Genomic DNA, 13920 nt, shown 5'->3' on the forward strand with positions numbered 1-13920 from the left:
CCTCTAATTGATACACTTAGTAAGAATTAGATAATAAAATTAAGTTTGGCCTATCTCAGAGATACCGTACCATTCCCCCAGCTTGCATTGATGACCTTGTTATAGTTTCCCCAGTTGTCATGAATCTTGTAGTACCGTGAGCCATCTGATTTTTCTAGATAAGCGTACGCCGTCACCCAGTGATTGCCATAGGAGCTGCCTAGAATTTTTAAAATACCTAATTCAATAGGTTTCCCTTGTTGCATTCTTTTAGTCGCACGCGCCCATGAACCGATTACAGTTGTTCGCGCCCGATAATTCAGCCCAAAATGATCAAAATATCTAGATAAACCGAAGCCGACTTGAAATGGGATTGTGGGTAAGCCATGTGGTTGGATTAAACGGCGAAGATAAGACGCTACATCTTCATATCGATTTTCACCTTTTTCTCGTAACTCTTTGGGAATGATTGTTTCATCGATATAATCCTGATAGTAGGCTAATAGAACGGTTGACGCATAAGTCCCGCAAAGATACCCAGATGGTGTATGCCAATTTCGATAGGGATAAAATCGTGATTCGGGTAGTCCGATCCACTCATCATAGAGTCTATTGTTGGACGCTTCGTCCCTAACCATTTCCGTTTTCATACTTTGTGTTTGCCTATCAATAAACCTCTCTTCAGCCAAATGAAAAGGAATGACTTCCTTCGTTAATAAATCTTGATAGCCTAGTGCTGTTTTACTGTAATAGTTAAAGGGGCCTATATAATAGTTCTCTGCCTTTTCTGAATAAGGAAACGAGTCTTCTGACAGACAGTATTCCATTAACTTCCCGGAAGGAAACCCCACTATAGCATAACTATGATCCTGAAAAACGAAGGCTAAGGCGTGAGACGTTTCATCAATTCCTGATAGTACGAAGATTTGTTTGATTATTTCCGTTTTATCTTCAAGTGTCAATGAGTAGTTTACTCGGTTAGTTAGTTTCCGCATGCTCTCTCCTCCACTTTCTTTTTCTTATAGAATACCTCATTTTTAAGAGTGATTGATGAATTATTCTCTAATTTCTTTTACAATTTCACTTTTTCATTTGTCTAAAGCCTTTTTTTGTTCTATTGTAAGTATACGCAATCGCTTTTATAACAAAGAGAATTAGGAGGAATTTTAATGAGTACAACAGATACACAAGCACTATTAAAAAAAGATTTTTACGAATATGTCAATCATGAATGGTTAGAAACGGCCAAAATTCCAGCAGATAAACCAGCAACAGGTGGATTTCAAGACTTAGCTGACGGAATTGAAAAACGGTTGATGAAAGATGTTGAAGAAATGGCTACAGACATCGAACAGGCTCCTTCCGAGTTGATGAAAGAATTTTTGAAGTATTACCAACTTGTCAATGATTTTGAAAAACGAGAAGCAGATGGTGTCGCACCTCTTCTTCCTATCCTTCAAAAGATAGAAGATTTACACTCTTTTAGTGACCTCAATAAAAACTTTCCAGAGTGGGTTCTGTCTGGACTAACCCTTCCGTTTTCTTTAGATGTCGACACAGATATGAAAAATGCCAAAGTCAATGCACTTTTTGCATCCGCACCAAGTCTGTTTTTACCAGATAAAACCTACTACGAAGACGGACATGAGAGTGGCCCACAGTTATTAAACGTCTTCTTTGATATGATGGTCCAGCTTTTTAAATTGGCAGGAAAAAGTGCCACTGAAGCCGAGTCAATTGTCGAACAAGCCATCGCGTTTGATAAACTGCTTGCTCCACATGTAAAGAGTGCAGAGGAATCAGCTGACTACAGCAAAATTTATAATCCTCAATCATTTGAGCACTTCATCGCGCATAGTTCTGAGCTGAATTTAGCAGCGCTGATTCAAGGTTTAATCGGAGAAAAAACAGAGAAAGTGATTGTAACGGATCCCAATTTTTTTGTAGCTCTTAACCAAATCTTGATAGTAGATCATTTTCCACTTATGAAGAGCTGGATGTCCGTAGTCACTCTATTGTCGTACAGTAACTACTTAACAGAGGATATCCGCCAAATTAGCGGGATTTATCAGCGCACGTTATCTGGTGCCGAAGAAGCCATGCCGCAAAAGAAAGCTGCCTATTATCTAGCTAGTGGACGTTTCAGCCAAGTGGTGGGAAATTACTATGGTAAAAAATATTTCGGGGAAAAAGCTAAACAAGATGTCCATCAGATGGTTGAAAAGATGATTGCAGTCTACAAATCTCGTCTTGAAAATAATACGTGGTTAAGTGAGGCTACTCGCCAAAAAGCAATTATCAAACTCGACGCTTTAGGTATCCAAGTAGGTTATCCTGATGAAATCCCTGCTATTTATCAACAATTTAAAACGCGGTCTGCTAAAGAAGGTGGAACACTTTTAGGAAATGTCCTGAATTTTAGCAAAATTAAAATAAAAGATCATTATAGTCAATGGAATCAGCCTGTTAAACGCAATGAATGGGAAATGAGCGCAGATACTGTGAATGCTTACTACCATCCATTTAGAAATATGATTGTTTTTCCTGCAGCTATTCTGCAAGCACCTTTCTATAGTCTGGACCAATCGAGTAGTGCCAACTATGGTGGAATTGGTGCTGTGATTGCACATGAAATTTCTCATGCCTTCGATAATAATGGGGCACTCTTTGATGAGCTGGGTAACCTAAACAACTGGTGGAGTGAAGAAGATTTAGCCCACTTTCAATCGTTAGCTGATGAAATGATTGCACAATTTGACGGCTTACCTTTCGCTGGTGGTCTCGTAAATGGAAAATTAACTGTTTCTGAAAATATTGCCGATGCTGGCGGCCTTAGCTGTGCACTAGAAGCCGCTAAAGGTGAAGAATCTGTTGCTTTGGAAGAGTTCTTTATGAACTGGGCAAAAATTTGGCGAACAAAAGCCAAGAAAGAATACCAACAATTATTATTATCCATCGATGTTCACGGTCCTACAAAACTACGAGCCAATGTTCAACCAAAAAACTTAGCGGATTTTTATACAACCTTTGACATTCAGCCAGAAGACCCAATGTATCTTGCTCCAGAAAAAAGGGTAAGTATTTGGTAAGCCCAATAGTTGCTTTTCCATTAGCTCTCCGTTAGAGAACTAAAAACTCTTTTTGAGCATCACTCAAAAAGCCTATGAATGTACGTGTCGACTGGAAATCCCTTTTGCGACCCATTCATAGGCTTATTTTATCAATTTTATAAATCTTATTTCCTTTATTTGTACCCAAACAATAGAACGGCTGAATAGAAAGTTTTCAGCTTTCTTCTTGATTCGTTAGCAAAATAACTAATTCAAAGGTATTGGGTTCAGGTAAACGAATCAACGTTTCGTATCCGTAATTACTTAAACTGTTTTTGACCAAATATAAGCCTAAGCCATGCCCCTCATAATCGTCTTCTTGAGTGGTGTAAAACGGTTGGAAGAGTTTCTCAACCTCTTCAACTTGTTGGTTTATTTGATTTCGAAAAATTAATTCACGCCCGACAAGTGAAATTTCTATGTTACTGTTTGCTTTTCCGTGATGGGTGGCATTACTGATAATGTTGGAGAATATTTTTAACAACATTTTTTTAGAAATGAACATCGTGATGGTTGGTAAATCTACGACAATTTTTTGATTCTTTTCGTCTATTAGAATTTGCGACCACTGTATCACGGTTTCTAAGGCCTCTTTCACATCAATCTCTGCTGTTTCTTTTGCTAACTCAACGCTTGATAACGACAGCAGCTCATTAACTAATTTTGTCATGCTTCTCAATTGAGATTGACACTTTCTCATCACATATTCTGGATCACTATATTCCGTATCTGGCAGTTCCGCAAAATATCCTTCAAGCACTGTTTGCATAGCCATGATTGGTGTTTTAAGCTCATGGGTTGCACCTTTCATAAATAAGTTCCGCTCTTTTTCCAAAGATTCAATATACAAATAGTCTTTTTGAAGCTGTTCTAGATTTTTCTTCAACTCTAAGTACAAATAGCTGACATTGTTCTCAAGAATTTGCATTTCATCGTTCGACTCAATGATGACTGGGTGATAATCAATTTGGCTCATCTGATCAATTGTTTGATTGACATGTTGAATCTTCCGCTTAAAATATTGTGCATAGATTGTGGAAATGATCCCTGAAACAAGTAAGCCAGTAATCAAAAAAATAGGTGCGGCCGTAATAATGACTCCTTGATAATCTTCACTAGAAATAGAAATATTTTTTAACAGTTTCACCGAATACTGCACTTGTTGATACCCTACTGTAAAATTATCTGCTAAGAAGGTACTCTCGTTTTGGGTCAGCTCAACTGCTTGAAAAATGCCTCCTGAGCTAGGAAAATCTTCTTCTGAAAACGGTTGTGCTGGGTATGTATAAACGAGCGTTTGACCTTTGGGATAAATCACTTGATCATCAGTTCCGAGTATTATTATGTAATAGCCTGACAGTATAAGCTCTTCAAAGTATGTTTTGTTGATGCCTTCTTTCTCAATCATTTGACGAATATTTTTACTAGTCTCATCAAATTGACGCTGTTGATTTTGCTGTAAAAAGAATCCTGTAAAGGCGATAAAAATGCTAAAACTGATAAGTAACGTTAAAACGATGATACTGACACTAACTAGCCAAGTTTGTTTGTAAAAACTGATTTTTCTCATTTCTCCACCTTATAGCCGACGCCTTTAATTGTCTTTATCAGCTCACTTCCTAATTTTTGGCGGATGTTTTTTACATGCACATCAATGGTCCGACTATCCCCTAAAAAATCGTACCCCCAAACTAAAGTCAACAGCTCTTCTCTTGAATAGACCTTCCCTTTGTTTTGTGCCATCGCCAGTAAAATTTCAAATTCTTTTGTTGTCAATACAACAAGCTGTTCGGCTTTTTTGACTTCATACTGTTCAACGAACATAGTAACGTCGCCTAGCTGTATCCGTTGATTCGTATCTCCATAAATTCGTTTTAAAATCGCTGAAATTTTAAATAACAGAATATTCATCGAAAATGGTTTCACTACGTAATCCTCAATTTGATTGGTGTACGCACCTATTTGCGTCATCTCATCATTCAGCGCGCTGATAATCATAATCGGCTGTTGAGAGGATTGTCGAATCTCTCTCAACACCTCTTCTCCACTTTTTTTGGGCAGCATCATATCCAAAATAATTAATTCAAACGATTCTTGCTGAAACAAATCAATTGCTGACTGTCCATCAGAAACCGCTGTTACTCGATAACCTTCTTTTTGCAGAAAGGTCAGCATAACCTTTTGAATAGATAAATCATCTTCTACCAACAATAACCGTGCATTCACTTAATCCCTCCTACGCAACAATTTTCCCGTCCGAGATACGGTACGTCGCATCTGCATACTCCTCCAATTGTAAATCATGTGTCACGCAAATTATACATTTTTTTTCGACCTCTGCAATACTTCTTAACAACGTAATAATTTCTTGTCCGGTTTTAACATCTAGGTTTCCCGTTGGCTCATCGGCAAAAATTATCTCAGAATCACAAGCAATCGCGCGGGCAATTGCGACTCTCTGCTGCTGTCCCCCTGATAGTTCCTTACATGGACGAGTGAGCTGATCGCCAGATAAGCCGACTTTATTTAAGTAAGAAGTCGCCAATTGTTTTTTATTGCCTTTTTTACGATTAATATCTAGCGCTAATAGTACATTTTGAAGAGGGGATAAATAATTTATTAAATTATACGATTGAAAAACAATACTAATTTTTTTGCGATAAGCTGCTAGTTGTCCAGTAGTCAGTGACTGTCCTTGAAATTGAATATTTCCTTCTTGAAGTGTACTGATGCCCGACAACAGAGATAATAAGGTCGTTTTACCGCTCCCTGATTTGCCTACGATTGCATACATTTTCCCTGCTTCAAAAGATAAATTGACATTCTGTAAGACTTCTGTGTAATTATACCGATAAGATAAATTTGTAGCTGTTAACATAAGAGTCACTCCTCGTAAATTATGGTTTTTTTTAGATCGTTTTTTAGTTGAAACAAAAAGCGATAGATAGTTAGTCCTTTGCTAGTAAAATGACTTTTGGGTCTTTTCTAAATAATAAAGCCAGTGGGAAAACCGTTGAGAATAGGAGAATACAAAAACTAACAACAAGGGTCATACCTAACGTTTTCACATCCTTTGTTGCAACAGAAATCTTGTCAATTTGCTTGACCTCTGTTTGTTCGTCCATATGACTCCCACCAATAACAACCATCTCATTTGCATTGCCTTCTGAGTCCTCTTTCTTTTCTTCAACTTTTTGCACTTGATTTTCTAAAAGCGATTGACTAGCAGCATCAGCAATCGGTTGACTAATTCCAATACCCAAAACAAAAGCTACCACTAAGATAATTAGTCCTTCTAATACTGCTTGGCAAGCGATATTTACCTTTGATTCACCTAGGGATAACAGAATTCCAAATTCAAATATACGGTCTTTAAAGGATAGCAACAAAATCAAGGTTAGGATGACTACCCCAGCAATGCCTCCAATAACTAAAATCATATTAGCAATATTAGCGACTTGGTTAATCGCTGCAGTCATTTTTTCATATTGATCAAAGTCAGAGGTGAAATTCATATAGTCCCATTCACCTTCTAATTTTTCTTTTATGTACTTCTGAATACCAGTAATTTCTTCTACATTGTCGATAACCAGCTTAACTGATTCGTATTGAACCTTCCCCTTTGGATTATTTAGTAGCATAGTTTTTTTGGCTACATCAATAGTTGTATAAAGAAGATTTTTTTCTTCCTCCATTGGATGTTTAAAGGTCATCATATTGTTATTGCCTTCTTTTGCAGGCGCTGGGTCTTGATAATCAAAAATACCACAAACGGTATATTCAATAGGCTTATTCGCTAAATCTCCCCCATTGGACTTGTAGGTATTCCCGACTTTTAGCTTATTTAACTCAGCGACTTCCTTAGAAATTAACAAGGGATTCTGTTTTTTTGACTCATAAGGAAATTCGCCCTCTACTAAAAAGGCCTGCCCCTTTTTGAAAACCTCTATCTGGTTTTTGTCCGAAATGCCATACAAATATTGTTTAGGTTCCTTTTGCCCTTCTTTTAAGCCCATACTCTGCATATTATCATTAGCAAACATTTCTTTTTGTTGATCAGTCATATACAACTCATACTCATTATTTATATACGCCTTTGTATCCACAATTACTTTTTTTACATGCGGAATATTTTTTATATTTTCAACCATATCCGAATCTATCTGAGGTACGCTCTCCTTTCCATCTTGGTAAGCTTTCATGTAATCGGGTTGAATGGACATTTCTGCTTTCATCTGCTGTTTTGCTTGTTTGTTTGCTACCTCTACAGCCTTCTGAATGCCAAAACCAACTAATAAAAGTGAAATAATTACACTAAATAATAGTAATAATAAACCAGACCTCCTAAATTGTTTGCTAACACTCAAAGCTGCTCTCTTTAAACTTCTCATCACCATTTCCACCTTTCTTTTTTGTCTGAATTAAAGATACCCCGTCAATGTAAAGTCCAGATGAAGAAGAGATGTAGTCAAAGTAAAATAAGAGGGATTTTCTATTTTCATCACAAATAGACCCGAAGAAGTCTGCCCATAGTTGGGAGGCTTTCTTCGGGTTTTATTGGAGTGCTATTTGAATATCGGCCTTTTATGAGTGAGATTCATTCAACTTTTTCAATTTATTTTTTACTTCACTCAACTGATCGTTTGTCATGTCTTCATTAGGAACACAAACCGAGAGTCCCCCTTTGACTACCTTAATAGTAACCGGCAAATCATCTGTTGGATCACCATCTGTTCTTGTTTTTATCCCTGACTTGTTGCCACTAATTTTAAAGGCATCCTCAGACAAATACACAACACCTGGTATTTCATTAATCTGTCCACGAATAATTTTTGGTAAATAAAATAAGAATTTGTACAGAACGAGCTTCGGTAAAACAATGATATGAGCTTTTCCATCATTTGGCGAAGCATTTGCGTCAAAATTGGTAAAACCTCCAGCTGAATTTGTCATAACCATCGAAAGAAGCTGGGCCTTCCCTTTCCACGTTTGATTTGTTCCCTCAATTGTTAACTGATATTTCCTTTTTTTTATTAATAAACGGAAAAATTGTCTAATAAAAGCGAAAGGTCCATAAGTTTGTTTTTCTTGCTGCGTGATATTTGCCGCTGTATCTGCCAAAAGCCCCACTGTTAAAGTAGAAATGACTACATCCTCATTGACCAAACCATAATCGACAGGGGTGACATGGTTTTCTAGGATAGTCTCAAACGCTTTTTGCTCGTCTAATGGGATATTCAATACTCTAGCAAAATTATTGATTGTTCCACTGGGAATAATTCCAAGTGTGTAGGTCGAGATGCTGTCCTTAAAATTTTGAACCACATGATGAATCGTACCATCACCGCCAATAATCACTAGACCATCCACTTTACTTTCCTCAGCGTTTTTACGAGTTTCACTTGGATCGACAGTTGGATTAGAAGGCTGCAACACCACATTTACCCCCTGTTTATTCGCATAGTCTTTAAATTTATTGGCGAGCGTTTGCCCTTGATTGTTTCCAGAAGTATCATTATATAACACCATTAATTTCTTCATCTGTTTCTTCTCCGTTCAGCTCATCGCAAAAATACTTGCTTGCAATTAGTCAATTACCCATGAATTTATGATACCATACGGAGACATTCTTCCCCACAAATACACTCTGTAATACGTGAATGTAGAAGAGGAAGGAGTCATGAACTACCTGACTCTTTTCTAAAACTTTCCTTCGCAAGAGGCACTTTTCACCGTGACTATCTCTAGTGCAATCTAATAATCTAGTGAAATAACAAAAGGCCATCTGAGGTGGTGGTTACCGCACATAATAATCATGTGCGGTAACCACCACCTCAGATAGCTTAGCATCGCTCTTAAATAACTGAGAATCCTTAAACAGTTTGTGTCACTAAGTAAACGAATCACAGATTTAAATAATCTATGTCAAGATCAAAGTCAGATAAATCACTTGAAGACATTAGCTGCTTAGCAAACCCCCATCCAGCAGGATCTTTTTCTCTAGCAACCATTTCTGGTGCCACTTCCTTGAGCGTCTTAATCAAAGCTTTACTGTTTTTGATTTTTCCTAGCTCTTCTAAAAACAAAAAATATTGCGTTAACACAGGCTCCACCCTCTTGAAAAAAGCACTTTCTGCAGTGATTTTACGCGGAAACGGATCCAGTAACACTGAGTATAAAGAGTTTTGAGTCCATTCTCGTGGTCGTCTCAGCTCATAACCGTAACTCCAATCAGTGAACAATTCAATGATAAACTGCGCATCCGATTTTTGAGCTTTGGTCAACTTTTTAAAATAGGTTGACTCCTCGAACTGTTCTACCCAAGCTTCTGTATTGGCAATAATATTATCATGTACTTTTATTGAATATTCGCGATTCATCTTACCACCCTTTCTCTATTATAAATTATATAACGTATCTTATGAAAAAAATACCTAAATAAATAATATTCAATGGATAATCTTGCTTGTAGCCTATCCTTGTAATAACTTCATCAAAGAGAGTACTGCAAACCCTATAAATATTGGACTAATATACCGAAAAACAAATCGTCGATAGTGGGCACCCACTGCTCGCTCTTTTTTATAGTTAGGGTGGTAACGATCTTTTTGAAAACCCAGAAACGTTCGTGCCAAAAACAGGCCACTTGAGAATTTTGTCAGGAGAGCCATTAAAAGTAAGAACGCCGTGACGGCAAATCCTAAATAAATAATCGCTGTTTCGCTATCCAAATGAGTCAGTGTGTTGTGCATGTGCGCTACTCCTCTCCCAGTTAGCTTTTTAGAGTAAACCAAAGTACATTGGTTTACTCTAAAAATAAAACACCACAAAAGAAGCTCAAGCCCGAGACAACCAATTTTTACAGCATTATTATGGGCTGTCCAACTAGCAAAAAGGCGGGGAAGTCTGTTCTCACTAAAAAGAAAGCGACTAACTAAAAATATCAGCGGAAAACCCCAGACAATCGCTTTGCCACCCATATTACTAGGTGTTCCAAAAAAATCAAAATAGGTCGGTACTTGCGCTGGCAAATGGAGGAATAAATAACTGCTGAGTGCTAGCGAACAGATAAGAAATAAATAATTTAACTTTTGAATACGTGAATAGTTGCTTGTCAACGTATGAATCATGAGTGCTCCTTCTTTCTGAAAAATACTGTCTGAAGCTTTTTCACCATAATTGTACACCTTTTCATCATTATTTACGAAGATAATTATGAAAAAAGTTTGCCTGCTTAAAAAAGTTAATGCTTTTTTTAAGGTCAGTAAACTGGTTTCAGTTTACCTTATCGCACTGCGCCTAGCATCCTTTCTAGTGCGATACAGGTGAAATGATCCTACAAAAGCGGGACTGGGTGCTAGAGCTATTTTAAAGGTTCGCGAACTGTTCCAGTTCGCCTTATCGCTCCGCGCATACCATCCCTGCTAGTGCTATTTGAAGGAAGTGAAATGAAACATTTCACTAGTATCGCACTGCGCTTACCATTCTACTAAATGGTCCTATACAAGTAGAACTGGCAACTAGATGGTCCTACAAAAGTGGGACTGGCAGCTAAGGCTTGTTATAAGGTAACAAAATGTGCCATTTTGTATTATCGCCTCACGCCTACCATCCCGCTAAAGGCTCCTATACTAGCGGGACTGGCAAATAAGACGATTCACCTTTTTTTAGAATGGGTGAATCGTCCGTTTTGTACTATTTATGAGTGTCTTTATCTTTCATCAGGTCTTAGGGGTTGACTTCTGCGCCTAGGGTTTCTTTGAAGTGTCTTAATGCCCACTTGTGACCGATTGGATCAAAGCTAGCGACGGACTTTTCATGTATGACTAATTTGAATCCTAAGTTATAGGCATCAATTGCTGTATGAAGGACGCAAATATCGGTACAGACACCTGCTAAATGAAGTTCTGTAATCCCTCTTTCGCGTAAACGAATGGCTAAATCAGTGCCACTAAACGCTGAGTAGTGACGCTTATCAATCCAATACACGCGAGGATTTGTTTTGTTTTCTTGGTAAACATCAAAGAGTTTGCCGTACAATTCTCGGCCTTTTGTGCCAATCAAATTATGTGGTGGGAATAGTTTATTTTCAGGATGATAAGTATCTGTTGCATCATGCGCATCAATAGCAAAAACGACATAATCTCCTGATTCGATAAATGATTGGGTTAGGCTAACTAAAGCCTCTTCAATTGCTTGACCCGGTAGACCAGTCGTTAACTGACCCTCTGTTGCCACAAAATCATTGGTGTAATCAATCGAAAGTAAAGCTCTCATTTGATGTATCCTCCTAGACTAAATGTTTGGCAAACTCAATCACCATTTCGGCCGAGCGTTTTCCAGCCTCTTCAATAAAGGCATCAAAGCTTTGTGTCGCTGCTTCATCTGCTGTATCACTAATTGCACGCACAACAAGGAATGGAATATTGAATTGCATCGCAGTTTGAGCAATTGACGCGCCTTCCATCTCACAAGCCAGTGCATCAGGGAATTTAGCTAAAATTTCTTTCATTTTATCCGGAGAGTTGATAAAGCTATCGCCTGTTACAATCAACCCTTCTCGAACGGTATGACTGGTCGCTTTAGCAGCTTTGCCCATCTCGGCTTTCAAGTAACCACTTGCCTCGTAATATAACGGCATACCAGGTAACTGGCCAGGCTCATAACCAAAACCTGTCACATCCACATCAAAATACGCAAGCTTGTCAGAAATCACTAGATCACCCACGCGAAGGCCTTCACCAATCCCGCCAGCTGAACCAGTGTTAATGACCATATTCACCCCATATTGTTGAATCAACAGACTCGTTGTAATAGATGAAAGCACCTTCCCAATCCCTGAACGGACAACAATTACCTCGTGTTTGCCTAGTGTGCCCGAAATGAATAATGCGCCAGCGCGCTCCCATGATACGGGAGCCTCCATTGTCTCACGCAAAATTTTAACTTCTTGTTCCATCGCTCCAATAATACCAATTTTCATCTTTGTTCCTCTTTCTTATAAGTAGATAACCATTAATACAACAATAATCAACAGTACAGCTACAATTAGTAATGACTTGTTTAAAAATTTGTTACGTTCGCGCATTTTTATTTGCTCACCTGCGCGAGTTTTTGTGATCGCTTTGGCCTTTTTTTGCTCTTTCCGATAAAAACTAGAAATTTCTTTTTCTTGTCTGTCATAGTCTTTATTGGTTTGTTTGAGTTGTTGTTTTATCTGTTTTTCCGACAAATCAGCCTCTTCTTCACGCCTCTTTCGTAATTCAGAGCGAGTTACTAAGGGACCTTTGCTCATACCTCTTACACTTCCTTATTGCTTCTATCCTCTATAGAATAGAATTCTTTTAATTTTTGAGTGGCGTTCGTTGTTGTAACTCCCAGTATTGAATAGCATAGAGCGTTTTGGAATCGCAAATCGTTCCCTTTTCAATCTCTTTTTTGGCTTCTTCAAGTGTGAATTCATAAAGCTCAAGAACTTCATCTTCATCCTGTGCTAGTGGATTCTCAACTTTTGTTAACCCCTCTGCATAATAAATGACCATCTTTTCGTTTGAAAATCCTGGTGATAAATACATCGTCGAGACGGTTGTCCAAGAAGCTGCTTTATAACCAGTCTCCTCTTCTAACTCTCTTCTTGCAGTCTTTTCTGGTTGTGTCTCTTCACCAGGATCAATTTTGCCTGCAGGAATCTCTAAGATGACTTTCTCCAAAGGTTTTCTAAATTGTTTGACTAGAAGAATTCGACCGTCTTGTGTAATTGGAATAATCCCAACCGCGCCATTATGAAAAACTAGTTCACGTTTAGCTGTTCCACCATCGGGTAATTGAACATCATCTATAACGACTTCAATCACGTGCCCCTTAAAAATATTTTTACGAGCAATTGTCTTTTCTTCAAATTCCTCAAATTTTCGCATGCTATTCACCTAACTTTCTTTGTTATCATACCTGTTTCTAGGAGTTTTTTCAATTTTTCTTTAAGAGAAACAGGTAATTCTTATAAATTCTCTAAATTCCAAAAATCCACCTTTAGTCCGATACTCTTTCCCTAGCTAACTGTGCTAAAATGGTCTTGTAGTTAAGACGAAGTAACTAAAACTATATAATGTATCCCCATGAACGGGATAGGAGGGAATTCAATGAAAAAAAATAAAAGATTTCGTAAACTGCTTCCTTTAATCGGGCTCGTGCTTGTTTTGTATTTCTTATTAGAAAACGGTCTGCCAGACATACTGATTTTCTTACTAATTTGCGGGTTTATTTTTATCGGCCTACTCATTTTCAATAAGAGAAAAGGCAAATCAGAAGAAAGCTTACCCGTCTTAACAAGAGAAAAAGAGGCGCACTATGAGGAGCTCGGAATGACTGATCGTGAGGTTGATCTTTTCCGTAATACGATGAATCATACGAAACAACAGATTGTTCAGTTACAAGAAAATATGAGCGGTACTGCAAAATTAAAAGCGATTGACCTTCGTCAGAATACAGTAAAAGCTTCTAAAGCCTTATTTAAAGAGTTAACCAAAGACCCAACGAAGCTACACTCTGCCAGTCACTTTTTATATACGCACTTACCGAACATGGTTGATTTGACAAACAAGTATATCGAAATTAATAATCATGAGCTAAAAAACAAACAAACCTATGAAAAATTGGAAGAAAGTGCTCAAATTATTGATCAAGTTGCTGCACTGATTGCCCAAGATTATCAAAAATTTGTGGAAGAAGATTTAGAAGATTTGGACATAGAATTAACCGTTGCCAAACAAAGCCTAAAGCGTGATAATAGGGTATAATAGATAAAAGTGGGACGTTTGACCCCCACTTTTTA

At 37.8% G+C, this 13920-nt stretch carries 14 protein-coding genes; 2 read left to right on the plus strand and 12 right to left on the minus strand.

From position 1 onward, the window contains the following. Nucleotides 1-50 precede the first annotated feature (50 nt). A complete protein-coding gene (locus IGI37_RS13185; protein WP_438762433.1) occupies nt 51-974 on the minus strand; it encodes a dihydrolipoamide dehydrogenase in 924 nt (307 codons plus the stop codon). Nucleotides 975-1148: 174 nt separating this feature from the next. On the opposite strand from IGI37_RS13185, the gene IGI37_RS13190 reads away from it, so the two are divergent. Next, nucleotides 1149-3068 (plus strand): M13 family metallopeptidase, encoded by a 1920-nt coding sequence (locus tag IGI37_RS13190; RefSeq protein ID WP_438762434.1) that lies wholly within the window; start codon nt 1149-1151, stop codon nt 3066-3068. Nucleotides 3069-3264: 196 nt separating this feature from the next. Here the strand turns inward: IGI37_RS13190 and IGI37_RS13195 are convergent, their stop codons facing one another. From IGI37_RS13195 to IGI37_RS13245, 11 genes are all read right to left on the minus strand, one after another. Beyond that, nucleotides 3265-4659 carry a sensor histidine kinase gene (locus IGI37_RS13195; protein ID WP_438762435.1) on the minus strand — a complete coding sequence of 465 codons (1395 nt, stop codon included), beginning with the start codon at nt 4657-4659 and terminating at the stop codon, nt 3265-3267. Continuing rightward, a complete protein-coding gene (locus tag IGI37_RS13200; RefSeq protein WP_438762436.1) occupies nt 4656-5315 on the minus strand; it encodes a response regulator transcription factor in 660 nt (219 codons plus the stop codon). Before IGI37_RS13200 ends, IGI37_RS13195 begins: the two co-directional genes overlap by 4 nt. A gap of 10 nt (nt 5316-5325) precedes the next feature. Continuing rightward, the gene (locus IGI37_RS13205; protein ID WP_438762437.1) at nt 5326-5967 is read right to left on the minus strand and encodes an ABC transporter ATP-binding protein; all 642 of its coding nucleotides are present in this window, start codon (nt 5965-5967) and stop codon (nt 5326-5328) included. A gap of 70 nt (nt 5968-6037) precedes the next feature. Further along, on the minus strand, nt 6038-7480 hold the full coding sequence (locus IGI37_RS13210) for an ABC transporter permease (protein WP_438762438.1): 1443 nt from the start codon (nt 7478-7480) through the stop codon (nt 6038-6040). 193 nt (nt 7481-7673) lie between these two features. Beyond that, complete coding sequence (locus IGI37_RS13215) at nt 7674-8630, minus strand: diacylglycerol/lipid kinase family protein (protein WP_438762439.1); 957 nt, start codon at nt 8628-8630, stop codon at nt 7674-7676. 362 nt (nt 8631-8992) lie between these two features. Continuing rightward, entirely contained in the window at nt 8993-9469 is a 477-nt protein-coding gene (locus IGI37_RS13220; RefSeq protein WP_438762440.1) for a hypothetical protein, read from the minus strand. A 93-nt stretch (nt 9470-9562) separates the two neighbouring features. After that, nucleotides 9563-10219, minus strand: a complete 657-nt coding sequence (locus tag IGI37_RS13225) for a DUF1648 domain-containing protein (RefSeq protein ID WP_438762441.1) — start codon at nt 10217-10219, stop codon at nt 9563-9565. 598 nt (nt 10220-10817) lie between these two features. Then, nucleotides 10818-11366: a cysteine hydrolase family protein gene (locus tag IGI37_RS13230; RefSeq protein WP_438762442.1), complete on the minus strand. Its 549-nt coding sequence runs from the start codon at nt 11364-11366 to the stop codon at nt 10818-10820. Between the two features lie 13 nt (nt 11367-11379). Continuing rightward, nucleotides 11380-12072 carry a 5'-methylthioadenosine/adenosylhomocysteine nucleosidase gene (locus tag IGI37_RS13235; RefSeq protein ID WP_438762443.1) on the minus strand — a complete coding sequence of 231 codons (693 nt, stop codon included), beginning with the start codon at nt 12070-12072 and terminating at the stop codon, nt 11380-11382. Between the two features lie 15 nt (nt 12073-12087). Then, nucleotides 12088-12384, minus strand: coding sequence for a cell wall synthase accessory phosphoprotein MacP (macP, locus tag IGI37_RS13240; protein WP_438762444.1), 297 nt, complete (start codon nt 12382-12384; stop codon nt 12088-12090). A gap of 49 nt (nt 12385-12433) precedes the next feature. After that, a complete protein-coding gene (locus IGI37_RS13245; protein WP_438762446.1) occupies nt 12434-13006 on the minus strand; it encodes an NUDIX domain-containing protein in 573 nt (190 codons plus the stop codon). 222 nt (nt 13007-13228) lie between these two features. Here IGI37_RS13245 and IGI37_RS13250 point away from each other — a divergent pair, with 222 nt between their 5' ends. Further along, complete coding sequence (locus IGI37_RS13250; RefSeq protein ID WP_438762448.1) at nt 13229-13885, plus strand: 5-bromo-4-chloroindolyl phosphate hydrolysis family protein; 657 nt, start codon at nt 13229-13231, stop codon at nt 13883-13885. Nucleotides 13886-13920 lie beyond the last annotated feature (35 nt).

Origin of the sequence: Enterococcus sp. AZ194 (assembly GCF_051713825.1) — a bacterium.
In the GTDB taxonomy this organism is placed as follows: domain Bacteria; phylum Bacillota; class Bacilli; order Lactobacillales; family Enterococcaceae; genus Enterococcus_K.

Bases quoted from the DNA above. Each gene is read 5' to 3' on its own strand.
- IGI37_RS13185 (WP_438762433.1), bottom strand. From the start codon at position 974: ATGCGGAAACTAACTAACCGAGTAAACTACTCATTGACACTTGAAGAT.
- IGI37_RS13190 (WP_438762434.1), top strand. From the start codon at position 1,149: ATGAGTACAACAGATACACAAGCACTATTAAAAAAAGATTTTTACGAA.
- IGI37_RS13195 (WP_438762435.1), bottom strand. From the start codon at position 4,659: ATGAGAAAAATCAGTTTTTACAAACAAACTTGGCTAGTTAGTGTCAGT.
- IGI37_RS13205 (WP_438762437.1), bottom strand. From the start codon at position 5,967: ATGTTAACAGCTACAAATTTATCTTATCGGTATAATTACACAGAAGTC.
- IGI37_RS13210 (WP_438762438.1), bottom strand. From the start codon at position 7,480: ATGAGAAGTTTAAAGAGAGCAGCTTTGAGTGTTAGCAAACAATTTAGG.
- IGI37_RS13215 (WP_438762439.1), bottom strand. From the start codon at position 8,630: ATGAAGAAATTAATGGTGTTATATAATGATACTTCTGGAAACAATCAA.
- IGI37_RS13220 (WP_438762440.1), bottom strand. From the start codon at position 9,469: ATGAATCGCGAATATTCAATAAAAGTACATGATAATATTATTGCCAAT.
- IGI37_RS13225 (WP_438762441.1), bottom strand. From the start codon at position 10,219: ATGATTCATACGTTGACAAGCAACTATTCACGTATTCAAAAGTTAAAT.
- IGI37_RS13230 (WP_438762442.1), bottom strand. From the start codon at position 11,366: ATGAGAGCTTTACTTTCGATTGATTACACCAATGATTTTGTGGCAACA.
- IGI37_RS13235 (WP_438762443.1), bottom strand. From the start codon at position 12,072: ATGAAAATTGGTATTATTGGAGCGATGGAACAAGAAGTTAAAATTTTG.
- macP (WP_438762444.1), bottom strand. From the start codon at position 12,384: ATGAGCAAAGGTCCCTTAGTAACTCGCTCTGAATTACGAAAGAGGCGT.
- IGI37_RS13245 (WP_438762446.1), bottom strand. From the start codon at position 13,006: ATGCGAAAATTTGAGGAATTTGAAGAAAAGACAATTGCTCGTAAAAAT.
- IGI37_RS13250 (WP_438762448.1), top strand. From the start codon at position 13,229: ATGAAAAAAAATAAAAGATTTCGTAAACTGCTTCCTTTAATCGGGCTC.